Source organism: Sulfitobacter sp. BSw21498, assembly GCF_006064855.1.
Classification (GTDB): domain Bacteria; phylum Pseudomonadota; class Alphaproteobacteria; order Rhodobacterales; family Rhodobacteraceae; genus Sulfitobacter.
Genome location: NZ_CP040753.1, coordinates 364746 through 389315, shown reverse-complemented (window position 1 = coordinate 389315; position 24570 = coordinate 364746). Strand labels below are relative to the sequence as shown.

The window sequence follows — 24570 nt, the reverse complement described above, 5'->3', positions numbered from 1 at the left end:
TGCCGACCCTTTATGGTGCGTCACTGCGGGTCCAACCCCAACAAGGCATCTGCAAATTCTTGTGGATCAAAAGGCTGCAGGTCATCGATCTGCTCGCCAACACCAATCGCGTGGATCGGCAACCCGAACTTATCTGCAAGTGCCACCAGAACGCCGCCCTTAGCGGTGCCGTCAAGCTTGGTCATGACCAGACCGGAAACATCTGAAATCTCTTGGAAAACCTTGACTTGGTTCAAGGCATTCTGTCCCGTCGTCGCGTCCAACACCAACAGGGTGTTATGCGGCGCGCTTGGGTCTTTCTTGCGGATCACGCGCACGATCTTGGCCAGTTCCTCCATCAGGTCGCCACGATTTTGCAGCCGCCCGGCCGTATCGATCAGCAGCAGGTCCGCCCCGTCACGTTCGGCCTGTGTCATCGCATCAAACGCAAGACTTGCCGGATCGGAGCCCTGCGCCGCCGTCAGCACAGGCACATCGGCGCGTTCACCCCAGACCTGCAACTGTTCGACCGCGGCGGCCCGAAACGTATCGCCCGCTGCGATGACCACGTTCTTGCCTGCAGCCTTGAACTGACTCGCGAGCTTGCCAATTGTGGTCGTTTTGCCCGAACCGTTTACGCCCACCACCAGCACGACCTGCGGCGTATTGGCATAAATCGGCAAAGGTTTCGCGATCGGGTCCATGATCCGTGCGACCTCTGTCGCCAGCAAGCGTTTGATTTCATCGACAGAAAGCCGCTTGCCGAACCGACCCTCGGCCATGTTCGCGGTGACGCGCAACGCGGTATCCACACCCATGTCGGTCGAAATCAGCAGCTCTTCCAGCTGCTCCAGCATTTCGTCGTCCAACACGCGCCGCACCACGGGGGCTGCGGCACTGCGACCCATCAACCGGCCCATCAGGCCCGGCTTTGCCGGTGCCGGCTGTTGTGGCGCTGGCTCCAGATCGGGGCCAGCGGGGGCGATGGTTTCGCGCAAAGGGACCGGTGCGGGGCGGTCGCCCTCATCCGCTGGCAATGGTGCAGGTTCATCAACCACCGCTTCGGGCAGGGCCTCGGCAGCGGCTTCGGGGGCGTCCATCACCTGATCCACAGGAACTTCGTCGATTGTTTCGGGCGTATCCGTGGCCCCGCCGTCTTCGACAATCGCCTCAAGCCCCTCGTCAATCTTGGACGAGGATTTGAACATTTTGGATTTCAGCTTTTGAAAAAAGGCCAAGCGCGCTCTCCGAATTGTCAGGCGTTTTCCATGATCTATAGGCTCAATAGACAGGATGGAAGGGCGACAACAGCAATTGACAGCGCAGAGCATGTCGCACACCAAGTCCCTATGCGATTTTTATGGATGCTCTGTGTGATAGTGTTGGCGGGAACGGCGCAGGCCGAACCGGATCGGCGGTACTGTTCCAGCACCAAATGGGGCCACGCCCACTGCATCCGGCCTGCGCATTTTGTTTATGACACCTGCAACGCGATCAAGGTTTTTTCGGATCGGCATGAGCTGGACAGCGGTTTTTTTGCGCGGTTAATCTGGCAGGAAAGTCGGTTTGATCAAAACGCGCTGAGCCACGCCAACGCGCGTGGGATCGCGCAATTCATCCCTTCAACCGCGGCGCTGCGGGGGCTGAAAGACCCGTATAACCCCGCCGATGCGCTAGAGCATTCGGCACAATATCTCGCTGAAATGAAACAGAAATACGGCAACGAAGGTCTGGCTGCGATCGGCTATAACGGCGGCGAACGACGCGCCGAAGGGTTTCTGGAAGGCAGGGGGCTTGCGCCCGAAACCATCGCCTACGTCCCGATCATCACCGGCCTCACAGCAGAGCAATGGCGCGACAGCCCTCCCAAGGCACCTGATTTCCGATTGTCCAAAACCCAACCCTTCTTGCCTGCCTGCTACGAGATGGCACGTAACCGCCGCGTCACCGCGCTTAGGGTCACGCCCCCTGCTCCGGTGATCAAACCCTGGGGGGTTCAGGTGTCGTTCGGGACCAGCAAAGCGCGTGCGCGCGATAAGGCCAACGCCCAAACCGCAAGTTGCCGCAGCGCGATCAATGGGAAGCGACTGGACTTTATATTCAAGAAAAACCGCGTCTCGCGCCGAAAGGGGTTCTTTTTCGGGCAATATGGCAGCGACACACGCACCGGTGCCCAGCGCCTGTGTGACAGGATGCGGACCACGGGATGCAGCTGTCTGGTGGTACAGAACTAGCGGCCTGCTTGGCTGGCGAGGTCAAGCGGGCCGCCGTGTTGCGTGGTCAAACCTCGTCGGGAAAGTGTTTGATAACCATGCGGATCGGGTTCGGCGCGGCCTGCCCCAGACCGCAGATGGACGCGTCGACCATGGCGGTCGACAATTCCTCAAGCAGCGGCTTATCCCATCGATCTGCCTGCATTAGCTTCACCGCTTTTTCGCAGCCAACGCGACAGGGCGTGCATTGACCGCAGCTTTCATCCTCGAAAAAGCGCAGCATGTTCAACGCAGCACCTTTTGCACTGTCACGGTCCGACAGCACCACGACTGAGGCGGACCCAATGAACGACCCATGCGGCTGCAACGTATCAAAGTCGAGTGGGATGTCATTCATAGAGGCGGGAAGCAGCCCCGATGACGGGCCGCCCGGCTGGTAGGCCTTGAACCGATGCCCGTCGGCCATGCCACCGGCAGCTTCGATCACATCCGTGATGGTTGAGCCAGCGGGCAGTTCATACATACCAGGTTTTGCCACGCGGCCCGACACTGAATAGCTGCGCAGCCCCTTGCGCCCATTCTTTTCCGTGCTGTTCAGCACCTGGGGCCCTTCGCGACAAATACGTGCCACCCAATGCAGTGTTTCGACATTGTGCACCAATGTCGGGCGACCGAAAATGCCCACTTGCGCCACATAGGGCGGACGATGACGCGGCAGCCCGCGCTTGCCTTCGATGCTTTCGATCATGGCGGATTCTTCACCGCAGATATAAGCCCCCGCGCCACGCCGCAGGTCGATATATCCCGCAGCGACAATCCCAGCATCCTCCAGCGCCGTAATTTCCCTGCGAAGCAGCGCAAGCACCTGCGGATATTCGTCCCGCATGTATAAGAACACTTTTTCTGCCTCGACGGCCCAGGCGGCGATCAGCATCCCTTCGAGGAACAGATGCGGTACCCGTTCCAGATACCAGCGGTCTTTGAATGTGCCCGGCTCGCCTTCGTCGCCGTTGACGGCCAAGTAGCGTGGTCCAGCGTTGTCACGGACAAAACCCCATTTCTTACCGGATGGGAAACCGGCACCACCAAGCCCGCGCAAACCGGCCCCCAACAGGCTTTCTTGGACTGCCTCCCAATCGCCATCACGATGCAGTTTCTTGAGCGTGTCATACCCCCCGCCGGCGGTATAAGCGTCAAAGCCTTCGTAGTCAGGCACATGCACATGGGTATCGCCTGCCACGATAACCTGTTTCACCTTGTCCAACGTCGCGTGATCGACAAAGTTATGCCCGATCTCGAGCGCCGGCGCGGTATCGCAACGCCCCATACAAGGCGCGCGTACGACACGTACCGCTGACGCATCCAACCCATCCTCTAGCGCGGCCTTCAGCGCCTGCGCCCCGGCGAGTTCGCATGATAGCGAATCGCAGACCCGTATGGTGAGCGCGGGCGGTGGTGTTTCCCCCTCCTTCACCACGTCAAAGTGGGCATAAAAAGTTGCGACTTCGTAAACTTCCGCCATGCTCATGCGCATTTCTTCGGCCAAAGCCCGCAAATGCGCGGCAGAAAGATGCCCGTATTTATCTTGAATAAGATGCAAATATTCAATCAGCAGGTCTGCACGACGGGGCTTGTCCTCCAGCAAGGCGCGGACGTCTTCCCATGGGCCATCCTGCAACTGACGCCCCTTGGGGTGGCTGCGCCCCTTCCCCTTACCGGATTTCCAGACGCCTTTTCGCGGCGCGTTTGCATCCGCCGTATCGTGATCATCCAACGCCATCGATCTGCCCTCTCGTATCGCTTTGACGTCACGCTACCAAAGCCGTAGCGGCTTGCGCAGGTAAAAAGCGACCAATCCGCTGCGCTTTACGCGGTGGGTGCGGCGCCGGATGCTCTTTTTCACGCGCGGTTTCACGTATATGAAACACATACCTTAGCGGAGCCGCCCTATGTTCTGGTATAGCATCGCCAGCCTGACCCCAGCGATACTTTTGATCGTCGCCTGTCTGCGGGGTGGTCCCTGGCCGCTATTCGCCGTGTTTTCGATCACTGTGGTGGTGTTCTTCCTCGACCGGCTGTCGCGCAGACTGCCAACGCTGGCCCATACAGGTCGCGCGCTCAGCCTAATGCTTGCAGCGGTGCATTTCATCCTTTTACCGCTTGGCGTTTGGGCGCTGGCGGACAGCCCCATTTTGAGTACGACGGACAAGGTACTGATCTATATCGGGCTTGGTCTGTTCTTCGGCCAGATCTCGAACTCCAACGCGCATGAACTGATCCACGCCTCGACGAAATGGCCCAGACGGATCGGCACCGCGATCTATTGCAGCTTGCTGCATGGGCATCACGTCTCTGCCCATCTGCGCGTACATCACATCCATGTAGCAACGGACAGCGATCCCAATTCGGCCAGATTGAGCGAAGGATTCTATGCCTATGCCCTGCGTGCACTGCGCGGGGAGTTCATGGCCGGCTTACATGCCGATAGCCGCCAACGGCGCGGCAAGCGGCATGTGCTGACACACCCTTATGTCGTATATATCTTGGGGGCGATATTTACGCTCGCCGCCAGCCTTGCGCTGGCCGGCTGGCGCGGGGTCGTCGCGATGCTGGCCGTAGCGGCCTACGCCCAGCTGCAACTGCTGCTGTCTGACTATGTGCAGCACTATGGCCTGCGTCGCACCGTCAAAGAGGATGGCAAAACCGAACCCGTGGGACCGCAGCACAGCTGGAATGCGCCCGCATGGTATTCCTCGGCGATGATGTTGAACGCGCCGCGCCATTCCGACCACCATATGCGGCCCTTGCGCGCTTTCCCGGCACTCGACCTGATACCGGGCACCATGCCTATGCTTCCGCGATCCCTGCCGGTGATGGCCGTTCTAGCCCTTGTACCACCGCTTTGGCGTCGGGTGATGGACCGCCGCGTGGCCCGCTGGCTGCCCCTAAGCGATCAAGACTAGATAACGCGCAGGGTTTCTGGCACGCTGCAGCAATGAAGCAATTTGCACTGATACTTGCCCTAGCATCCGCCACCCCTCTGGCCGCGCAGTCGACGATGTCAGCGGATGAGTTTGATACCTATACCCGCGGCAAAACTCTGTTTTATGCGCAGAACGGAGAGACCTATGGCGCGGAGCGGTATCTACGCAACCGCCGCGTCGAATGGTCATTTCTGGATGGAGAATGCAAATCCGGTAGCTGGTACGAAGATGACGGCAAGATTTGCTTTACCTATGACGAACGTCCCACGCCACAGTGCTGGCGTTTTCGCGAAGGGGCAGCTGGCCTGATCGCGCAGTTTGAAGAAGATCCCGCCACAACCGAATTATACGAGGCGCAAAATAGCGGGCAGGATTTTACCTGTTTCGGGCCAAAGGTGGGGGTTTGATCCCTTAAAACAGGCTGCCTTGCTCTGGCGGTTTCTTGGTTGCCTTTTTGGGTGCGGCACCACCGCCGATTTTCATGGTGCCATCGACAAATTCGATCTCAAGCGCTGACGCATCCTGTGCCGCTTGTTTGGTGGTCACAACACCGCCGTCGCCCCGTACCACGGCATAACCACGTGCAAGGGTGGACTTATAACTTAACGTTTCGTGCACACGGTCAAGGCCGGCCAGCTGCTTGTGCCACCCTTGGGTCTGGCGCTGCCCCGCATCTGAAATTCGCTGAGCAAGTGATTGAAAGGCTTCCTCTTTTCTCTTTCGGTCCTGTACCAGCGCATCGGGGCGAAAGCGGGCGACCAATCCCTCAAGACGGCGCTTTTGCTCACGCCCCAAGGCCTCGGGGCGGAAGCGTTCGGTCAGGGCGGCCAGCCTGCGTTGCTCTGCCTGAAGGGTACGCCTCAGGGTCGCTGGACGCAGCGCGCCGGAGATATCAGATAAATGCACTTTGCGTTTTTGAACGCCGGCGGTCAGCGCGGGCCCCAAACGTGCGCCGCGCATATCCAGCCGCTGACGCGGGCCATCAAGCAGACTGTCAGGGCGCGGCAACGCGCGCGCCATGTCGCGCAGACGCTGATCGCGACGAGAAAGACCCTGGCTCAGCGCTTGGGTCATCCGCGCCTCTTGCCCGTCCAGCAAGGCGACAAGCTCGTGCCGCACGGGCACGGCCAGCTCGGCCGCAGCCGTGGGCGTCGGCGCCCGCATGTCAGAGACAAAGTCGATCAGCGTTGTATCAGTTTCATGCCCGACCGCAGAGATCAGCGGGATATCCGACGCAGCAGCCGCCCGCGCGACGATCTCTTCGTTGAAACCCCATAGATCCTCGACCGAGCCGCCCCCACGCGCCACGATCAAGAGGTCGGGACGCGGCAACGCCCCGCCTGGGGTTAGCGCGTTGAAACCCTCAATGGCGCGGGCGACCTCGGGGGCGCATTTCGCCCCTTGTACGGCCACGGGCCAGATCAACACCTTGCGCGGAAACCGGTCGCGCAGACGGTGTAAAATGTCGCGGATCACCGCACCCGAGGGCGACGTTACCACCCCGATCACCTCTGGAAGATAGGGTAGCGGGCGTTTGCGTTCAGGGGCAAACAGCCCCTCTGCCGCCAGCGCTGCCTTGCGTTTTTCCAGCAATGCCATCAGCGCGCCCATGCCCGCCGGTTTAATATCCTCGATCACAATCTGGTACTTCGACTGCCCGCCGAACGTGGTGATGCGGCCTGTTGCGATCACCTCCATGCCCTCTTCGGGCTGGGTCTCAAGGCGGGCCGAAACCCCTTTCCAGATCACGCCGGAAATAACCGAACTGTCATCTTTGAGGTCCAGATAGATATGCCCCGACCGCGGGCGGCTGACGCGGCCCACCTCACCGCGAATCCGCACATGGCCAAATTCGCCCTCGATCACGCGTTTAATCGCACCCGAAAGCTCGGTTACGGTGAATTCGGGGCTGTTCTCCCCCTCGCGCGGGTCGTCGATCAGATCCATCAGCGGTGTCTTTCCGTCTTTATCTTGTGTCGGGCTCAGTCCCAGCTTAGAACGCGCAGCAACCAAGGCCAAGGGAGTGCAACCATGAACATCCTCATTCTGGGCAGCGGCGGGCGCGAACACAGTCTAGCCTGGGCCGTATTGCAAAACCCTAAATGCGACAAGCTGATCGTAGCACCGGGAAATGCCGGGATCGCCGCCATCGCAGACTGCGCCACTTTCGACATCAACGACGGCGCGGCAGTGGTCGGTTTTGTCGATGAAAACAACATTGATTTCGTCATTATCGGGCCAGAAGCCCCTCTTGCCGCAGGTGTGGGCGATGATCTGCGTGCTGCAGGCGTGCTGGTCTTTGGACCGTCGAAAGCAGCCGCGACGCTGGAAGCCTCCAAAGCCTTCACAAAAGAGATCTGCGACGCGGCAAACGCCCCCACCGCAGCCTATGGCCACTTTACCGACGCGGCTTCGGCGCGGGCCTATTTGGCCGACCACCCTGCCCCGATTGTGATAAAGGCCGATGGGCTTGCAGCGGGCAAAGGCGTCATCATCGCCGAAACCGATGACGAAGCCCTTGCCGCAGTCGATACAATGTTTGACGGCACATTTGGCGACGCGGGAGCCGAGGTGGTGATCGAGGAGTTCATGGACGGCGAAGAAGCGTCGTTTTTCGTGCTGTGCGACGGCGACACCGTGCTGCCCATCGGCACTGCGCAAGATCACAAACGTGTGGGCGACGGCGATACTGGGCCGAACACGGGCGGTATGGGTGCCTACTCCCCAGCACCCGTTTTGACCGACGAGATCGCCGAACGCGCTCTAGCGGAAATTATCCGCCCCACAATGGCCGAAATGGCCAGGCGTGGGACACCCTACCAAGGGGTGTTGTACGCGGGGTTGATGATCAAGGATGGTGCACCGAGATTGGTAGAATATAACGCCCGCTTCGGCGACCCAGAATGTCAGGTACTGATGATGCGCCTAGGTGCGCAGGCCTTTGATCTAATGCACGCCGCCGCCGAAGGCCGCCTGAACGAGGCACGCGTGAACTGGGCCGACGATCACGCCGTCACCATTGTCATGGCCGCCCGAGGCTATCCCGGAATTTATGATAAAGGCAGCGTTATCAAAGGGCTGGATGCTCTACCCGAAGACAGCCGCAACATGGTGTTTCACGCCGGCACAGCCACGCAAGACGGTGTCATTACGGCTGTCGGCGGGCGGGTTCTGAATGTCACGGCACGGGGCGACACCTTGGCCGAGGCCCAAGCGCGTGCCTATGAAATGGTCGAGGCGATCGACTGGCCGGGCGGGTTCTATCGCCGTGATATTGGCTGGCGCGCGTTGTCCTGAGAGCGGGCTTGTTACGCATCTCGCTGGCTTAACCGGGGGCTAGCCCCCGGACCCCCAGGATTTTTAACCATTTGGAAACTGATCTGTGCCTAACGTGGGTTAAGCGCGCAGGCTTGGGCGGCTGCCACATTTTTAGCCGTAAAGGGTGCGCTAAAACTATGCGGGCTGAGTGCTGTGCCATTTAGGTGCAAGGCTACCATCTGTGCGGACGATGCGCGGTGCCATGGCATTTGGGCAAGGATCAACTCGGGCTGCGGACCACAGGTGCGGATCCCCCCTGCGATTTCTGCGTCGCCTATGCGGTGGTTTGTATAGCCCTCGGCCGTCGCAATGACGCTAAGTCTGCTGTTCTCGTAGGAAAGCAGTTGCACGGAGCCTGACAAATGCGGGGTAACGACGATTGCAATCTCCAGCCGTCCGTTGCCAGTAAAATCCGCCGCGCCGATTGGGGCCAACCACCGGTTCTTGCGCCCGATATGGGGTGTGTGTGCAACCCGTCCCGATGCGTCATAGACCGCCAGCCGCGCGCCTTGGGTTTGGCTGCTTTCGACCACGATAACTTCGGGACTGCCGTCGCCGTCTAGATCAGCAAGACGAGGCGATGTGTCTTCGAATACAAGAGATTGTGGCAGGATGACACGCCGTGTGGTGCCGTCAGTCAGTACGAACGTGAGGCTGCCCCATTCCACCGCGTCACCCAAAACACCGTGATCATACCGTGTCGTCGGGTCGCCGAAACTGGCGCGGGCTATCACGTCGGCAAACACAGGAACCGCGCTGATGGAACCCGCCACCAGAATGGGCAGAAGGCGCGACAGGGTGTATCGCGCCAACATCTGCATCATATCTGCTTTTCGGGCATTTTGACGCGCAAGCCGTCCAAGGCGTCGGTCACCTTGATCTGGCAGGTCAGGCGCGACGTGGCGGGGTCAGGCTCGAACGCAAAGTCGAGCATGTCTTCTTCCATGTCATCCTTCGCAGGGACTTTTTCGACCCAATCGGGGTCCACATAGACATGGCACGTGGAACAGGCGCATGCACCGCCGCAGTCGGCTTCGATCCCGGGGATATTGTTGTCGCGGGCCCCTTCCATGACGGTCAGGCCATTGGCCACATCGACGACATGTTCGGTGCCATTGTGTTCTACATAAGTGATCTTGGCCATCTGACTGCCCCTTCGATTTTAGAATTTCGACATGTGTACCCAGCAGCTCGCGGCTTCGCCAGCCCCCTTTTTTTCCCAACTACGGCATTGCCGCATTATTCAGATCGCGGTCGGCCTATCAGCTAGGCATTGCTGCGAAAACCCGCTAGCCTGCGGCGGACCCTATGACCCGCAAGGCCCGGCTGTGCAGTATTTTCGACGATCACATTTAGTTCAATTTGCCTGCATATTCATGGTTCTTGCAACGCTAAGCGCCTGTGGTGCCCCCCCCGAGGAATCAGACCTGCCCGAACCCGGCGTCCGCGAGGCGACGACGAACGGCCCTGCAGGGGCGGCACCGGGCAGCTGTTGGGGTCGGACCGTTTCACCAGCCGTGATCGAGACCGTGACGGAACAGGTACAAGTACAGCCGGCGCAAATCAGTTCCACCGGTGAAATCCAGTCACTGCCGATCTACCGCACGGAAACGCGCCAAAAGATTGTCAGCCCGCGGGTGGACAACTGGTTCGAAACCCCCTGCACCAGCGCACTTACGCCTGACGTGATCGCCACGCTGCAACGCGCGCTAGAGGCGCGGGGGTTCTATGGCGGGGCCATTTCATCGCAACTAGATGACGCGACCCGCAGCGCGATGCGGGCGTATCAAGTGAGCACCGCAGGCCCCGACAGCCCCGTGCTGGCGCTGGCGACAGCGCGGTCCTTGGGCGTGATTGCCGTGTATATCCCCGGCGTCGACACGAAGACCGAAGGCTAAGAAGCCAGATCAAGCGCCTGAAAAACAAAACCTTTGTCGGTGATCTCGCTATAGGCTGTAATGCCGAAGACGGTTTTTACGGTGCTCGGGGTCAGCGTGTCTTGGGGCAGCCCATCCGCGGCGATTTTCCCGTTGTGCAGCACGACCAACCTTGTGCAATGCCGTGCGGCCAGCCCTAGATCGTGAAGCGAAACCAACACACCACGCCCCTGTGCTGCTGCTTGGGTAAAGCTGCGCATTGCGGCAATTTGATGGGCCGGGTCAAGTCCCGCGGTCGGTTCATCCGCGATCAGCAGCGGGGCCTCTTGGGCAAGGCTACGGGCGATCAGCACCCGCGCTTGTTCACCGCCAGATAGCTGCGTCGCGGGGCGATCACGAAACCGGTCCAAGCCCATCTGCTCTATCGCGCGGTCAACCGCTGCCTGATCTTCTGGCCGCTGCTTTTGCCCCGCACGTAAATGGGGTGTGCGACCCAAACGGATGACGGTTTCGACTGTCACCGGCCATGCAATTTCGCGCGATTGAGGCATCCACGCGACCGCCTGCCCCCGCTTCCGGGCGGAAAGCCCCGCGAGCGAGCTTTGCCCGTCGGCGGGGATAAGTCCCAATGCAGCGCGCATCAATGTCGTCTTGCCTGCGCCGTTAGGGCCAACCAACCCCACCACCTCGCCTTCGCCGAGCGTCAGGTCAACTCCGGATAAAACCGTCTTATGCCCCCTCCTGACCGATAGGTTTTGCAATGAAAGCAATGTCATACCCCCTCCTTCCGCGTGCGGTATATAAGATGGAGGAACAACGGCGCGCCGACCAATGCAGTCACAACGCCGAGCTTGAGGTCGCGGTCCGGCACCACAAGTCGGACCAGAATATCGGAGGCGAGGATCATCGCCGCGCCCCCAAGCGTCGCAGCCCACAGCAAAGCCCCGGGTCGTGCACCGACAAATCCGCGCAGTAGATGCGGCATGACCAGCCCGACAAATCCAATCGCTCCCGCAACGGCGGTAGAGGCGCCCACGACCGCCGCCGTGCCAAGGATCACAGTCAGCCGTAGCCTTAAAAGGTTGATCCCCATCGCTTCTGCCGCATCTTCACCTAAGGTTAGCGCATCCAGCCCGCGCCCAAGAGACCCCAGCAGAAGGCCGCCCCCCAGCAGGAAGGGCAGCGCAATCCAGACGTGGGTCATCGACCGGTCCGCCAACGACCCCATCATCCAAAACACGATCTCATTCGCCGCATAAGGGTTTGGCGACAGGTTCAACACCAACGACGTCAAGGCTGCGGCAAAAGCGGATATCGCGATACCAGCTAGGATCAGCGCCAGTGACGTGCCCCGCGGGCCCGCCAGTAGTAATACCAGCAGTACACCCAATAAAGCACCGCCAAGCGCCATCGCGGGCAGCGCCAAAGCGGCAATTGCCGCCAGCCCCGTCTGAATCGCCAACACAGCGCCCAAAGCCGCCGACCCCGACACGCCGATCAATCCCGGGTCGGCCAACGGATTACGCAGGTAGCCCTGCATCGCTGCACCGGAAAGCCCCAAGGCACCGCCGATCAACACCCCTAAAAGCGCACGAGGAAGCCTGATTTCGCGCATGACGATGGCCAAGGGGCCGCCCTGACCCGATATCAGTGCGTTCATGCTATCGCCCACCGATGCCGTCGACGGGCCTATCAGCAGAGATACGACAAACAGCCCGAGCACCAGCCCGATTAGACCAAGCGCCAAGATAGCTGATCGCCCCATCAGCCGCGCCCCAAAAGGGGCCAGCACGCAATATACCCCTGTGCATAACCATTAAGAATTAACGTCGGGTGAATAGACCTGCTCATAATTTTCCTTGGTCTCATGCTCTTGCTTGTTCAACCCCGTTCGATTTCACCACATTTTCAGGCGCGCCGCGAGGGGCGTTCGGCGGTGGGGTATAACTTAAACTTTGCAGCACGTGAACTTTTCCGCCGCCTTGTGCGTTAGCCTTTAAATACATTAGCGTCTGGAGCTTTACTTGGAACATTTGCCTTCAATTCGGCGCTCGCTTCAGCTGATAGTTTTGATTTCTCTTTTCGTTACAGCCTATTTTGCTAAGGATCTGATACTTCCTATTGTTTTGGGATTTTTACTTGCCCTGACCCTATCGCCCGTCGGGCGTGCCCTAAATCGCGTCGGTGTGCCACATCCGGTGTCAGCATTTCTACTGGTGACCGCGACAACGCTGGTGATTGCGGCCGTGGTCCTCTTATCGGCTGGTACCGTCGCAATCTGGAGCGATGAAATCCCGCAAATGGGTCGCGAAATTCAGATAAAGCTCAGCGGAGTCAGCAATGCTGTTGAAACGATGCGCTCTGCATCCGAAGAAGTTCAGAAACTGGGAACAGACTCCAACACCGCTACCGCGCCGCAAGAGGTGGTCGTGCGCCAACCTGGTCTGCTTGATACTGCGATGGATACCGTAAGCAAGACCGGCGCTTCGCTGGCTGTGATCCTTATTCTGGCGCTGTTCCTTTTGGGGTCCGGAGAGCTCTTTTACCTAAAACTTGTACAGTCCATGCCGACGTTAACGGAAAAGAAACGCGCGTTGCATACAGTTTATGCAGTGGAAAAGCGGGTGTCTCGCTATTTGCTTACCATTGCTACAATCAACGCGGTCTTGGGGGTCCTCGTCGGCACCTACCTGACGATCTTAGGTCTGCCGTCCGCTTATATCTGGGGCATTGCGGCGTTCATGTTGAACTTCCTGCCCTATATTGGCGGGTTCGCGGGTGTCTTGCTGGTTGCTGGCTTCTCGCTTGTGACGTTTGATACCGTCGGTTATGCGATGCTCGCCCCGATCGGCTATTTGACCCTGACCCTGCTTGAAGGTCAGATCATCACCCCATGGCTGGTAGGCCGCCGGCTTGAGATGAACACGGTGGCCGTGTTCCTTACTGTGGTTTTCTGGGGGTGGTTATGGGGCATCCCCGGCGCGTTGGTCGCGGTGCCCTTTCTTGTGGTGTTCAAAGTGGTCTGCGAGAACTTTGAACCGCTTCATACCATCGGGAGCTTCCTGTCCGCAGAGCAGGTCAAACCCGATGATATGAGGGATCAAGCAGTGATGTCAGCCAGCGAGTGATGGCAGCCAAAGCACGATAGACGGGAACGCCACGAGTAACGCGATCGTCACAGCATCTGCGATGAAGAACGGCGTTACACCTTTGAACACGTCCTGAACGCTTAGATCAGGGCGCACACCGGCGACGACGAAACAGTTCAAGCCAATGGGCGGCGTGATCAGACAGAACTCTGCCATCTTCACCACCAAAATCCCGAACCAGATCGCACACATCGGACCCGACATGCCAAAGGCACTATCCGCAGCAGAGACGAACTCTCCGCCATTGAGCGCCATCACCGCGGGATAGACAACCGGAAGCGTGAGCAACAGCATGCCGATAGCATCCATGAACATACCCAAGACTGCATAGGCCAACAGGATGCACACGAGGATCAGGACCGGCGACGCCTCAAGCCCTGAAATCCAGTCGGCAAACGCGCCGGGCAGATCGGCAAAGCCCAAGAAACGTACATAGATCAGCACGCCCCAGATGATGGTAAAGATCATCACGGTCAGCTTGGCAGTCTCAAGCAAAGCGTCTTTCAACTCTGCCCACCGCATGCCACGATACAGAGCCATCAGGAACACGATGAACGCACCCACAGCCCCACCTTCGGTCGGGGTACCCCACGCGTCGCCGAACGGGTTATAGACGAAGAAGATGATGATGATCACTACCGCAAAGATCGGCATGGCTGCAGGAAGCGAGGCGAAACGCTGTTTCCACGTAAAACCGGTGACAGGAGGACCGACGTTTTTCCAGATGGAGGCGATGCCAACGATCAGGATCGCATAGACGATGGCCGAAAATGCACCGGGGATAAAACCTGCCAAAAGCAGTTTGCCAACGTCTTGTTCAACGATGATCGCATAGATAACGAGGATCGCAGACGGCGGGATCAGCGACGCCAATGTGCCCCCTGCCGCGACAACGCCCGCGGCGAATTTCTTGTTATAGCCGATCGCCAGCATTTCCGGGATCGCAATGCGCGCGAACACAGCCGCGGTTGCGACGGACGCACCAGAGACGGCCGCAAAACCCGCCGTCGCAAAGACGGTAGAAACAGCAAGCCCACCTGGCAGCCAAGCGATCCAGCGCTTTGCCGCTTCGAAAAGGGCGCGGGTCAAACCGGCATAATAGGCCAGAAACCCGATCAAGATGAAGGTCGGGATCAGGCTCAGCGTCTGGCTAGACACTTTGGAGTGAGGCACCTGCCCCGCGGTTTTGATCGCAACGGTCAGCGCCCAGTCCAGTTCAGACCACTGCATCCCTTTTTTAGCCCAAAAGATCCAGATCAGGCCAATCAAGCCTGCCATCGCTGCGGCAAACGCCACACGCATACCGAGCACCACCATAAGCAGCAGCCCGCCCGAGACCCAAAGGCCAATTTCAATAGGGTCCATTATCAGTCCCGCCCGTCTAGATGTTCAGCTTCCGCCATGGCCTGTTCGGCTGCGGATTGTACCAAAGGTACGGCAACGGGGCTTTCCAACCCCAGTACGAATGCGCGTCCATATCCCCAGATTTGCAGCAACAACCGCAAAGCCAGAACCGAGAACGCCATCGGCACGATCAGTTTCGCAGGCCAGATCGGCAGCCCGATGTCGATAGAGCTATCGCGGCTCCACATGGGGGCGGAAAAATCAAAGCTGCGCTGGAAATGCGCCCACGATCCCCAGATGAGCGCGATCATCAGGATAAAGATCAACAGAACCGAGAACGTCTCCGCGGCCCATAATGCGCGGCCTTTAAGCTGGCCGATCAGGATATCCATGCGCACATGGCCCCCGTTCCGCTGGGTATAGGAAATGCCCATGATCGCGATCAGTGGCATGGCGAATTCAATCCAGTCGACATAGCCGGGAAGCGGCGAGGCAAAGAACTTACGCCCGCCGACGGACCAGACTGCAAGCACCATCAGCATGAAGACGGCAATTCCGGAGACAAGGGCAAACACGGTTTCAAGGCGTAACAGCCCTTTGTCGATACGGCTGAGCAGACTGCCGTCTTCGAGCACGGCGGAGGAACCGGCCATGATGCTTTCCTTTCAAATGAGTGGGAGGGAGGTATTGGAAACAAAGAGGGCCTGAAAAACAGGCCCTCTTCACCGTGCGGCTTAGTTAGACGCGCGTTTTTCTTCGAGTGTTTTGATAACCAGATCGTACAGCTCTTGGCCAGGGATGCCTTGGGCTTCCATGTCTTTGATCCAGGCTTCACGTGCAGGGTCGGCAGCTTTGGCTTTGAACTCGGCCAGCACTTCGGGCGAGAACATAACTTTTTCCACGCCTTTTTCTTCCAGCACGGTATCCCAGCGGCCCAGCAGCTCGCCGTAGTTCGCCAGATAGTGATCCAGCGCCTCGTCAACGGAACCGTCCAGCGCTTCTTTTTCTGCGTCCGACAGGGCATCATAGGCGTCGATGTTGACCACAACAGGGCAGTTCACAGTGCCGGGGTTCAGGTTCGCCGTCCACCAGTCAGCCTTGTTGATCGTGCCAAAGCTGAGGTGTGCGTGCTGTGCGAAAGCCACTGTATCGACAACACCAGATTCCATCGCGTTATACGCTTCGGAAGAGGTAACGGAGGTCGGAACACCGCCAACGGCTTCAAAGGCTTTGCCCAAACCGCCTGTCGCACGTACGCGCATGCCTTCGAACGATTCCAGCGTGTCGCGCGCTTCGCCCGTGCCCACAAGGTTGTACTGTGGCATCGGCGAGGTCATCAGCATTCTGGCATTCCACTGCGCCATTTCCTTGGCCACGGCGGGGTGCGCATAAACGGCACGGGAAACAGCGACTTCTTCTTCGAGGTTCTGAACACCGAGGAATGGCAGCTCTAGCACGGTGATCGCGCGGTTCTTATCCGCATGGTAGCCCGCGCAGAATTGAGCCATCTCGAAGGCGCCGATCGAAATACCATCAAGGTTGTCAGAGTTCTTGGACAGACCGCCATAGCTTACATTAATGGTGAATTCGCCGTCTGTCTTTTCCGAGACAAGCTCGGCGATCTTTTCAACGTGCTCTGTAAAGGCGCGACGCTTACCCCAGACGGAGGCACTCCATTCCGTTGCGGCTGCTTGCGAGGCAAAAGCAAAAGTCAGGGCGCAGACAGCTGCGCCGTTTAGTAGATTATTCATTGTTATCTCCCTTATGCGGACTGTTGGTGGCCCGCTTGGGCGAAATACTACCTTCAGGGGGGCGGGCTGCCAACCCCCCAAGACAGGTCGCAGCCGCGGTTGCAGGAGCCTTCGGCGAGGATTTCAGGCCATTTGGAAGCACGCCCTGTACGTAATGCGCACCCGTTGACAGGCAATCGGCGAAGTTTGCTAGGGATTTTGCATCGCGAGCGGTGAAATTTACTGATTTGTGCGGAATGCGGAAAAATATTTACAGACAAACCGCGTGTTTACATATGCTTATTTCCTTCTTTTCACTTCGCGTTATGATCTGCCGAGGGAGAGCCGCCGCGCGCAAGCGTCTGTACGGCAGCAAACGAACAGAGTTCTGAGGGAGGAACCATGTCCAACGTCGCAACACAAACCTATCCGCCGTCCGACAAAATCGCCGACGCGGCCCATGTGAACGCCGCCAAATATGATGCGATGTATGATACCTCTATCTCGGACCCCGAGGGGTTCTGGAAAGAACAGGCGCAACGCGTTGACTGGATGACACCGTTCACCAAGGTCAAAGACGTCGATTTCACTTTTGGGCAGGTCAAGATCAATTGGTTCGCCGATGGCGCGCTGAACGTCAGCGCCAACTGTATCGACCGCCACCTTGAAACGCGCGGCGATCAGACCGCGATCATCTGGGAACCCGACAGCCCTAAAGAAGAGGCGCAGCATATCAGCTATCGCGCCCTGCACAGCCAGACGTGCAAAATGGCGAATATCCTGCGCGACATGGGCGTAGGTAAAGGCGACCGTGTAATCATCTATATGCCGATGATCCCCGAGGCCGCCTATGCCATGCTGGCCTGCGCGCGCATTGGTGCGATCCACTCAATCGTGTTTGCCGGGTTCTCTCCTGATGCGTTGGCAGCACGGGTGCAAGGTTCGGACGCAAAGGTCGTCATCACCGCAGATTTTGCGCCGCGCGGTGGCAAGGCTACCCCGCTGAAAGCCAACGCCGACAAGGCGCTGGCGTCCTGCGACGCTTCGGTCAAATGTCTGGTGGTGCGTCGGACCGGCGGCGATGTTGCGTGGAACGACACGCGAGATGTGGATTATACTGCACTGGCCAAAGAGGCGTCAGACAGTTGCGCGCCAGAAGCGATGAACGCAGAAGACCCGTTGTTCATCCTCTACACCTCCGGCTCGACCGGCCAGCCCAAGGGGGTTGTGCATACCACGGGCGGCTATCTGGTCTATGCTGCACTAACCCACGAGGTGACCTTTGATTACCACGACGGTGACGTCTATTGGTGTACCGCGGATGTGGGTTGGGTGACGGGTCATAGCTATATCGTCTATGGCCCACTTGCCAACGGGGCGACCACATTGATGTTTGAAGGCGTCCCCACCTACCCCGACGCCAGCCGGTTCTGGCAGATCTGCGAAAAGCACAAGGTCAATCAATTTTACACTGCGCCGACCGCCATTCGTGCGTTGATGGGCAAAGGCCGCGCATTCGTAGATGGATGCGACCTGAGCAGCCTGAAGCTGTTGGGCACCGTAGGTGAACCGATCAATCCCGAAGCCTGGAACTGGTACAATGATGTGGTTGGCAAAGGGAATTGCCCCATCGTCGATACGTGGTGGCAGACCGAAACCGGGGGTCACCTTATGACCCCGCTACCGGGGGCACATGCAACCAAGCCCGGCGCCGCGATGAAGCCGTTCTTTGGTATCAAACCGGTCGTACTTGACCCGACAACGGGTGCCGAGATTGACGGGAATGATGTCGAGGGTGTTTTGTGTATTGCCGACAGCTGGCCCGGCCAGATGCGCACAATTTGGGGCGATCATGAACGGTTCGAGCAGACCTATTTCAGCGACTACAAAGGCTATTACTTCACCGGCGATGGGTGTCGGCGCGACGCGGACGGCGACTATTGGATCACCGGCCGCGTGGATGATGTGATCAACGTGTCTGGCCACCGTATGGGGACGGCAGAGGTGGAAAGCGCCCTTGTCGCACATCCGAAGGTAGCCGAGGCCGCGGTTGTCGGCTTTCCACATGATATCAAGGGTCAGGGCATTTATTGCTACGTATCCCTGATGAGCGGCGAAAGCCCGAGCGACGAGCTGCGAACCGAATTGCGCAACTGGGTCCGCACCGAGATTGGGCCGATTGCATCGCCAGACCTGATCCAGTGGGCCCCCGGGCTGCCCAAAACACGCTCGGGTAAAATCATGCGGCGTATCCTGCGCAAGATTGCAGAAAACGACTATGGCGCGCTTGGCGACACCTCGACCCTTGCAGAACCAGAAGTCGTCGACGATTTGATCGCAAACAGAATGAACCGCTAGGGAGCGACAACGAAAAAGGGGCACCACGCGGTGCCCCTTATGTCTTAAATTACCTAGATATCGAATTTAGCCTTCGACACGTTGCAAGGTGATTTCACCCACACCGATAGCAAAGTTCACACCATTTTGGGTGTTCAAGCTAATCGGCTGCAACGCCAGTGTATCTTCAGAACCACCGACCATCACATTGGCCCCAAGTCCGACGCCAAAGGTCGCTTCTGCCGATATGCCCTGATAATCGCCGGTTAGACCACCCTCGTAATATTCGGACTCAGTCGGTGCCAGAACAAGCCAAGACATTTGGCCGTTCTGTGTCTTGCCGATATCGATGCCATAACGCTTGATATCGCCGACATATGTCTCGTCTGCCAGACCTTCCTGCACGGGGTTGAAGGTACAGGTCAGTTCACGGGTAGAACCGAAGATAAAGCCCGTGCCATCACCGACATCACAGCTCAGCGAGCCGACTTCAGTGTGGTCCACAGTCTCGCCGTCATCTGCCAAGGCAGGCGTGGACAACGCAGCGCCGGTTACAAGTGCGGCTACAGTCAGCTTGAGGGGTGCAAAACGATTCAGTGTCATAATCTATCCTTCCGGCGGGAAAACCGCCTGTATCAGTCGTGAGCGTCGGCATTCGGGTGCCCGTTGGCGGTGGATGGAACGTCATGCTCCAGCACCCCTTTTCCGACAGGCATTCCGGTATGTTACGGTCACGCCTCTCAGTGAAGGGACAACACGTTGGGGACGGTTCGGTTCCACCAAACCGCTATTATCGGCGGCCAAGGCACGGGGGTTTGCCGTCTGGACAAATCCAGCGTCGCGTGGCACCGCTGCGATATGGCTGACAATATGCACCACTTCATCCCCCTGCCCGACGCAACAGTCGAATTGCGCCGCGCTTTTGGCCGGTTTGGCACAGGCGTGACGATCATCACGGTTCAGACCGCCGATGGCCCCTTGGGGATGACCGCGAATTCATTCTCCTCAGTTTCGCTCGACCCGCCGTTGGTGCAATGGTCCCCCGCGCTCAGCTCCAAACGCCATGACGCGTTTACACAGGCTGCGCAGTTCGCCGTGCATATCTTGGACTCACGCCAACGCGCGCTTGCGGATGCTTTTGCTGTTTCCGGCGATGCCTTTGGCGCATTCGACTGGTCAACAGGCCCCAACGGCGCCCCAACGTTGTCAGGCTGTCTTGCAAGCTTTCACTGCGACACCTACGCCGTCCACCCGGCGGGCGACCATTCGATCATCCTTGGCCAAGTCACCCACGCTGCCTATGCAACAGACGAAAACGCTTCTGGCTTGATGTACGATCAGGGCCGCTACGGCCGCTTCACGCCGAGGGTAGGGTAGCAGGCTAAGCTCTTCCAAATGGATCAAATCCCGGGGGTGCCTCGGCCACGCCGAGGCGGGGGCTGGCCCCCTTCGGGGTTCCCCCTGTCTTTGCAGCCTCTCGGATCAGATCAATAATCTTTTTCAAAGAAAATACCGATCCCGGTATTCCCGTCGGACCCCACCGTTCCCTTGGCCGTCAAGTTTTTGGTTAGATCGAGGTTAATGGACACATCGGCCGTCCCATCCGAGGCTGCGGTGACATCCGTATAGACATTTTCCGAGATGTATTTCCCTGCGCGCACGGCCGTGGCCCCGCTGTCAGTGGTGGTCACATCCAGATCATCCAGTCCGAATCCTGTGCGCAAGTTAGCAACGATCCCCGCGCCTCCACGTCCGGCCAGGGTCGCAACGGCACTGGCCAATTGCAGAGCTTGAAACGCCGAAATCTCCGAGATGTTTCGCCCAAAGAGCAACTGCGCCAGCACCTCATCTTGGGGTGAGTCAGGGGTCGATTCAAACGAGACTTTGGGCGACGTGGCTTTTCCCTCAATGATGACGCGCACCTCTCCTGTGTTGGTAGAGGTCGATGTGGCAAACCGAAGATAGGGCACCAAATCGCCTTGAAAGCGTACGGATCCCTCGTCCAGCTCAAACCGCTTGCCAAGAATATCGAGCCGCCCGCGGATTAGATCAAACCGACCGGCCGAGATGATTTGGTTGGTCGATCCTGTCAACAACAGGCTGCCCCCCAATTCAGCATCCAGCCCGCGGCCCCGCACAAAGATACGGCGCGGCGCGTTGATACGAATATTCAGGCCGAACCCAGGCCCACTGTCGCTGCTGGCCGCAGGGTCGGTTCCGGTGTCGGCACCGGTCAACCCGGCCTTGCGACGGGTAGCGATGACATCGGCGGGTGCCCCGATAAAGTCGATCTGCGGAATATCCCCGATGCTCGTCATACCGGTCGACGGCACGCTGACTTCGGTCTCGCCCACATCGATCTGGCCGCTGATACTTGCACCCCCCGCGAGGGGACCTGACAGTCGAAGATTGCCATCCAGCGACGTTCGGTAGAGCGACGGATCGATCAGCACGAGACTATTCAGACCGATCTGGATGTCGGCTGGCAGCGATCCCGTCAGGGTCACCCCACCTCCGACCTTGATCTGCCCACCATCGGCACCGCGAGCGGACAGATCGATCTGCGCACGGTTATTGCCCAATCGGATATCCGCAGCAATATTCTGTAATGACACCCTCAGATTAGGTGCCGATAGTGACGCGTCAGAGGTTTGCAATGTCCCCGTAACAGACCCAAGCGCAGGAGGACCGTTTACCATCAGGTCAAACCGGGCTTGGCCCTGCAATATGCGCGGCGCGATGAAGGGGGCCGACAGGCCCAGTGGCACGTTCCCGTTCACATCAAGGTTCAGGTTTCCATCATTCCCAACAAGTCCAGCAATTGTGGCGCGGGTGCCTGCGGGTCCGGTGGCATTGGTATTTACACGCCAGCCTGTGTTTTCCTGCTGGGCGGTGCCAGTCACATTCAGCGGACCGGAGAGTTTCGGCACCACCGCCCCAAGATTGGGGATAGTGATATCGTAGGTCAACGCGGGCGCATCCCCCGTGACCACCCCCCGCACCGACGCACGTGCAGCATAGGGACCGGTCGCGTTGGTGTTCACGACGATGCCGGCGGGCGTTTGCCGCACCGTTCCCTTTGCCGCAAGCGGGCCGGACACGCCCGGCACCAAGGGCTGCACATTGGGCACCGACACGTCAAAGGTCAGTGACATCTCGGGGCCTGTGGCCAATCCTTCAACCATGGCGCGCGCACCATATGGGCCGGTCGCGCTGGTATCGACAAAAAACCCCTTTTCCGTCTGGCGCACGGTCCCGGTCGCAGCAAGTGGCCCGTTCACCTGCGGCACCACCGCTTGAAGATTCGGGACCGATGCGTCGAAAGAGATATCAACCATAGGTGTTAACATACCTTGAACGGCGACCTTCGCCGCGTAAGGACCGCTGGCTTTGGCATTGATCTGGAAGCCTTCGTCTAATTGCTTGAGCGTCCCCGATGCCTCGACCGCGCCTATGACCTGAGGGGCAAACGCCTCCACCCGCGGGATCGACGCGGTAAAGTCTAGATCAAGCGGCGTCAGCAAGCCCTCGACAGTGGCGGTAACCTCCTCGGGCGCAGTGGCTTTGGTGTCCACTTGCCACCCGTCCGGCGTCTGGCGCAGCAAACCGGCCAAGGAAACCGGACCTTCCACGGGGGCTTCGGGTACAAAATCGCGCAGCTCGGGTACATCGGCTGTGAAATTGAGCAAAGCATTTTCGCCTGTCGCGAGCCCCTTTGCTGTTAGTGCGGCTCCGTAAGGGCCGTCTGTCACTGCATCGACGGTCCAGCCGCGGCTGTCTTGGTCGGCCTCGGCCTTGATCGTGATCGGGCCGGAGTATTGTGGCAGCACCATCGAGATATCATTCAATTTTGCTTCAATTCGTGCCTGAGAATTATCGCTTCGCAATTCAACACCGCCGCTGGCGGTCAGCGCGTCGTTCTCAAGCATCAAATCGCGGACAAATGTACCCGTCTCATCCCGCGACGCGCCAAGGCTGAGCGTCGTTTCCCCAGCAAGCAAGGCATCGGCCTGTTCGATTCCGACCTTCAAATCTTGTGTCAGGCCAGAGATATTCAGATCAAACGTCCCATCCAAAGGCGTAATTTGGCCGACGATATCGACATTCGCCGCACCGTCCATCTCGCGTCCGGCAAGAGCGGAAAAGCGACTGATGTCAGTGGCTTCTAATCGTGCTTTCAACTGGGTCAGAAAACTTTCACCTGGGCCGCTGATCGTTACGTCCCCCGTCAGACCGTAGTCTGTGCCCGACAGATCAAGACCGGAAATCTGAACCGGTGTTCCTTCGGTGTAGACGATTGTCGTGTGACCGCTCAACGACTTGCCGACAGCTTCGGAGACGGCAGCATTGGTTAGCGACAGCCCCTGTGCCGAAAACCCGAGGTCGCCCATGAATTCGCCGACCGATCCCGCATCGCCTTGCAAGGTACCCTTCAATGTCACTTGGGTCGTTTCGGTAGCGAGCGCTTCGGTGGCAAGCTCGGCGACGTCGAAAGTAGCATTGATCGCGTCGCCGTCTTGCGCGTCGTAGTTCACGTCCAACCCAACGCGACGCACATAAGTATTGCCACCTGCGACAGGCAGCAGAACAAGGCTCCCGTCGGCGCTGGCGACGGTACCGGTGATGTCGATCAGGCTGGGCCAATTGTCACTGTTCAGCGTGATCTTGCCTTGCAGCTCGGCTGACTGCGCCTTGAGAGCGAAGTCGCTGACATCGACACCGCCTTCCGCCTTGACCAGCGCGTCGAGAGACAACGCCACATCGGTTCCGAAGAATTCGCGGTATTGCGATAGGATCAACGCGGTCACGTCACCCTTCAGATCGGCCCGAATGCGGCGGTCCGGCGTGGTGTTATCCCCTTGAGCCGCCACAACAACCCGACCGGCCAGACGCTGTTCGCCATCCGTGGAAAGGTCAATATCCGTTTCAAAGTCCGACAACGGCCCGCGACCCGCAATAACAAGATCAACCGAGGGTTCATCCGGCAGTTTCAGCGTGCGCGAGATAATGCCCTTGGCTTCCTCAGAGAGGGTCACGGCCATTTCCAGCAAGCTATCGTTGCGGTCAAGGTCCGCAGTAATCTTGAACTCACCCTTCTTGCCATCGGTCCGTGCAGCAAGAATATCGACGGTCGCGGTATCTTCGTTCAACAGCGCGGTCGCCTGCACAGTCAGCTGTGCCGGTTCGCCCAAAATCGGCGCGCCCAGGTTGATCTCGTCGACTGAAAAATCCGCCACGTCGATGGAGACGGGCAGATCAGGGATCGCAGGGAAGCTAAAGGGCTTGGCTTCCGGATCGGGAAGCGCTTCTTCCTCCGAGACAGGCAGCCGCGGCACGTTCAACCGCTTTGCCGTCAGCGCCTGAACCTCTAGCCGCCCGCGCAGCAAGGCAGAGCGATTCCAGTCCAGTTCAACCTCTTCCAGTGTCAGCCAAACCCCTTGTTCATCAGCGATCGTCATCCTGTCAAAACGCGCACGCGAACTCAGCGCACCGGCAAAACCGTCGATGCTGACCGTGCGGCCTGCCCCGCTCAGGGCGTCTTGGATCGTGCGGGTAAGGAACCCTTTGTCATCCTCCTGTGCCGTGGCGACAGTACCGACAAAGATCAGGGCCGAAACCAGAAAACTGCGCATAAAGTG

General features: G+C 58.8%; 20 protein-coding genes. 8 read left to right on the top strand and 12 right to left on the bottom strand.

What is annotated here, in order from left to right; translation table 11 throughout:
* Nucleotides 1-20: 20 nt before the first annotated feature.
* Nucleotides 21-1217, bottom strand: a complete 1197-nt coding sequence (gene ftsY / locus E5180_RS02030) for a signal recognition particle-docking protein FtsY (RefSeq protein ID WP_138922927.1) — start codon at nt 1215-1217, stop codon at nt 21-23.
* A 111-nt stretch (nt 1218-1328) separates the two neighbouring features.
* Between ftsY and E5180_RS02025 the strand changes: the two genes are divergently transcribed.
* Nucleotides 1329-2213 carry a lytic transglycosylase domain-containing protein gene (locus tag E5180_RS02025; protein WP_138922926.1) on the top strand — a complete coding sequence of 295 codons (885 nt, stop codon included), beginning with the start codon at nt 1329-1331 and terminating at the stop codon, nt 2211-2213.
* Between the two features lie 46 nt (nt 2214-2259).
* Here the strand turns inward: E5180_RS02025 and E5180_RS02020 are convergent, their stop codons facing one another.
* The gene (locus E5180_RS02020; RefSeq protein ID WP_138922925.1) at nt 2260-3972 is read right to left on the bottom strand and encodes an NAD(P)H-dependent oxidoreductase subunit E; all 1713 of its coding nucleotides are present in this window, start codon (nt 3970-3972) and stop codon (nt 2260-2262) included.
* A gap of 169 nt (nt 3973-4141) precedes the next feature.
* Here E5180_RS02020 and E5180_RS02015 point away from each other — a divergent pair, with 169 nt between their 5' ends.
* Both E5180_RS02015 and E5180_RS02010 read left to right on the top strand, forming a co-directional pair.
* Nucleotides 4142-5155, top strand: coding sequence for an alkane 1-monooxygenase (locus E5180_RS02015; RefSeq protein ID WP_138922924.1), 1014 nt, complete (start codon nt 4142-4144; stop codon nt 5153-5155).
* 32 nt (nt 5156-5187) lie between these two features.
* A complete protein-coding gene (locus E5180_RS02010; RefSeq protein WP_138922923.1) occupies nt 5188-5583 on the top strand; it encodes a hypothetical protein in 396 nt (131 codons plus the stop codon).
* Nucleotides 5584-5587: 4 nt separating this feature from the next.
* Here E5180_RS02010 and xseA read toward each other — a convergent pair whose 3' ends face one another.
* Nucleotides 5588-7123, bottom strand: a complete 1536-nt coding sequence (gene xseA, locus E5180_RS02005) for an exodeoxyribonuclease VII large subunit (protein WP_138922922.1) — start codon at nt 7121-7123, stop codon at nt 5588-5590.
* 84 nt (nt 7124-7207) lie between these two features.
* On the opposite strand from xseA, the gene purD reads away from it, so the two are divergent.
* Complete coding sequence (gene purD, locus E5180_RS02000; RefSeq protein WP_138922921.1) at nt 7208-8473, top strand: phosphoribosylamine--glycine ligase; 1266 nt, start codon at nt 7208-7210, stop codon at nt 8471-8473.
* Nucleotides 8474-8562: 89 nt separating this feature from the next.
* Here the strand turns inward: purD and E5180_RS01995 are convergent, their stop codons facing one another.
* Nucleotides 8563-9318 carry an FG-GAP repeat domain-containing protein gene (locus tag E5180_RS01995; protein ID WP_254700512.1) on the bottom strand — a complete coding sequence of 252 codons (756 nt, stop codon included), beginning with the start codon at nt 9316-9318 and terminating at the stop codon, nt 8563-8565.
* Complete coding sequence (locus tag E5180_RS01990; RefSeq protein WP_005854231.1) at nt 9315-9638, bottom strand: 2Fe-2S iron-sulfur cluster-binding protein; 324 nt, start codon at nt 9636-9638, stop codon at nt 9315-9317. The genes E5180_RS01995 and E5180_RS01990 overlap by 4 nt, the downstream gene beginning before the upstream one ends.
* A gap of 232 nt (nt 9639-9870) precedes the next feature.
* Between E5180_RS01990 and E5180_RS01985 the strand changes: the two genes are divergently transcribed.
* Nucleotides 9871-10392: a peptidoglycan-binding domain-containing protein gene (locus E5180_RS01985; protein WP_254700511.1), complete on the top strand. Its 522-nt coding sequence runs from the start codon at nt 9871-9873 to the stop codon at nt 10390-10392.
* On the opposite strand, the gene E5180_RS01980 is transcribed toward E5180_RS01985, so the two are convergent.
* On the bottom strand, nt 10389-11147 hold the full coding sequence (locus tag E5180_RS01980) for an ABC transporter ATP-binding protein (RefSeq protein ID WP_138922920.1): 759 nt from the start codon (nt 11145-11147) through the stop codon (nt 10389-10391). The genes E5180_RS01985 and E5180_RS01980 overlap by 4 nt on opposite strands.
* On the bottom strand, nt 11144-12136 hold the full coding sequence (locus E5180_RS01975; protein WP_138925087.1) for a FecCD family ABC transporter permease: 993 nt from the start codon (nt 12134-12136) through the stop codon (nt 11144-11146). The genes E5180_RS01980 and E5180_RS01975 overlap by 4 nt, the downstream gene beginning before the upstream one ends.
* 259 nt (nt 12137-12395) lie before the next feature.
* Between E5180_RS01975 and E5180_RS01970 the strand changes: the two genes are divergently transcribed.
* The gene (locus tag E5180_RS01970) at nt 12396-13499 is read left to right on the top strand and encodes an AI-2E family transporter (RefSeq protein WP_138922919.1); all 1104 of its coding nucleotides are present in this window, start codon (nt 12396-12398) and stop codon (nt 13497-13499) included.
* On the opposite strand, the gene E5180_RS01965 is transcribed toward E5180_RS01970, so the two are convergent.
* The 3 genes from E5180_RS01965 to dctP form a co-directional block, all read right to left on the bottom strand.
* The gene (locus tag E5180_RS01965; protein WP_138922918.1) at nt 13485-14885 is read right to left on the bottom strand and encodes a TRAP transporter large permease; all 1401 of its coding nucleotides are present in this window, start codon (nt 14883-14885) and stop codon (nt 13485-13487) included. The two genes, E5180_RS01970 and E5180_RS01965, sit on opposite strands and share 15 nt — an antisense overlap.
* Before the next feature lie 2 nt (nt 14886-14887).
* Nucleotides 14888-15517, bottom strand: coding sequence for a TRAP transporter small permease subunit (locus E5180_RS01960; RefSeq protein ID WP_138922917.1), 630 nt, complete (start codon nt 15515-15517; stop codon nt 14888-14890).
* A gap of 81 nt (nt 15518-15598) precedes the next feature.
* On the bottom strand, nt 15599-16615 hold the full coding sequence (gene dctP, locus E5180_RS01955; protein WP_138922916.1) for a TRAP transporter substrate-binding protein DctP: 1017 nt from the start codon (nt 16613-16615) through the stop codon (nt 15599-15601).
* Between the two features lie 381 nt (nt 16616-16996).
* Here dctP and acs point away from each other — a divergent pair, with 381 nt between their 5' ends.
* On the top strand, nt 16997-18952 hold the full coding sequence (acs, locus tag E5180_RS01950; RefSeq protein WP_138922915.1) for an acetate--CoA ligase: 1956 nt from the start codon (nt 16997-16999) through the stop codon (nt 18950-18952).
* Between the two features lie 66 nt (nt 18953-19018).
* Here the strand turns inward: acs and E5180_RS01945 are convergent, their stop codons facing one another.
* On the bottom strand, nt 19019-19534 hold the full coding sequence (locus E5180_RS01945) for a DUF992 domain-containing protein (protein ID WP_138922914.1): 516 nt from the start codon (nt 19532-19534) through the stop codon (nt 19019-19021).
* Between the two features lie 255 nt (nt 19535-19789).
* On the opposite strand from E5180_RS01945, the gene E5180_RS01940 reads away from it, so the two are divergent.
* Nucleotides 19790-20308: a flavin reductase family protein gene (locus tag E5180_RS01940; protein WP_138922913.1), complete on the top strand. Its 519-nt coding sequence runs from the start codon at nt 19790-19792 to the stop codon at nt 20306-20308.
* Nucleotides 20309-20418: 110 nt separating this feature from the next.
* Here E5180_RS01940 and E5180_RS01935 read toward each other — a convergent pair whose 3' ends face one another.
* On the bottom strand, nt 20419-24564 hold the full coding sequence (locus E5180_RS01935) for a translocation/assembly module TamB domain-containing protein (protein ID WP_138922912.1): 4146 nt from the start codon (nt 24562-24564) through the stop codon (nt 20419-20421).
* Between the last annotated feature and the right edge of the window lie 6 nt (nt 24565-24570).

What these genes read in the sequence shown, in the direction of transcription:
- E5180_RS01990 (WP_005854231.1), bottom strand. Translation starts at nt 9,638, where the DNA reads ATGGCCAAGATCACTTATGTAGAACACAATGGCACCGAACATGTCGTC.
- E5180_RS01985 (WP_254700511.1), top strand. Translation starts at nt 9,871, where the DNA reads ATGGTTCTTGCAACGCTAAGCGCCTGTGGTGCCCCCCCCGAGGAATCA.
- dctP (WP_138922916.1), bottom strand. Translation starts at nt 16,615, where the DNA reads ATGAATAATCTACTAAACGGCGCAGCTGTCTGCGCCCTGACTTTTGCT.
- E5180_RS01940 (WP_138922913.1), top strand. Translation starts at nt 19,790, where the DNA reads ATGGCTGACAATATGCACCACTTCATCCCCCTGCCCGACGCAACAGTC.
- acs (WP_138922915.1), top strand. Translation starts at nt 16,997, where the DNA reads ATGTCCAACGTCGCAACACAAACCTATCCGCCGTCCGACAAAATCGCC.
- E5180_RS01960 (WP_138922917.1), bottom strand. Translation starts at nt 15,517, where the DNA reads ATGGCCGGTTCCTCCGCCGTGCTCGAAGACGGCAGTCTGCTCAGCCGT.
- E5180_RS01945 (WP_138922914.1), bottom strand. Translation starts at nt 19,534, where the DNA reads ATGACACTGAATCGTTTTGCACCCCTCAAGCTGACTGTAGCCGCACTT.
- E5180_RS02020 (WP_138922925.1), bottom strand. Translation starts at nt 3,972, where the DNA reads ATGGCGTTGGATGATCACGATACGGCGGATGCAAACGCGCCGCGAAAA.
- E5180_RS02025 (WP_138922926.1), top strand. Translation starts at nt 1,329, where the DNA reads ATGCGATTTTTATGGATGCTCTGTGTGATAGTGTTGGCGGGAACGGCG.
- E5180_RS01995 (WP_254700512.1), bottom strand. Translation starts at nt 9,318, where the DNA reads ATGATGCAGATGTTGGCGCGATACACCCTGTCGCGCCTTCTGCCCATT.
- E5180_RS01935 (WP_138922912.1), bottom strand. Translation starts at nt 24,564, where the DNA reads ATGCGCAGTTTTCTGGTTTCGGCCCTGATCTTTGTCGGTACTGTCGCC.
- purD (WP_138922921.1), top strand. Translation starts at nt 7,208, where the DNA reads ATGAACATCCTCATTCTGGGCAGCGGCGGGCGCGAACACAGTCTAGCC.
- xseA (WP_138922922.1), bottom strand. Translation starts at nt 7,123, where the DNA reads ATGGATCTGATCGACGACCCGCGCGAGGGGGAGAACAGCCCCGAATTC.
- E5180_RS01980 (WP_138922920.1), bottom strand. Translation starts at nt 11,147, where the DNA reads ATGACATTGCTTTCATTGCAAAACCTATCGGTCAGGAGGGGGCATAAG.
- E5180_RS02010 (WP_138922923.1), top strand. Translation starts at nt 5,188, where the DNA reads ATGAAGCAATTTGCACTGATACTTGCCCTAGCATCCGCCACCCCTCTG.
- E5180_RS02015 (WP_138922924.1), top strand. Translation starts at nt 4,142, where the DNA reads ATGTTCTGGTATAGCATCGCCAGCCTGACCCCAGCGATACTTTTGATC.
- E5180_RS01975 (WP_138925087.1), bottom strand. Translation starts at nt 12,136, where the DNA reads ATGGGGCGATCAGCTATCTTGGCGCTTGGTCTAATCGGGCTGGTGCTC.
- E5180_RS01965 (WP_138922918.1), bottom strand. Translation starts at nt 14,885, where the DNA reads ATGGACCCTATTGAAATTGGCCTTTGGGTCTCGGGCGGGCTGCTGCTT.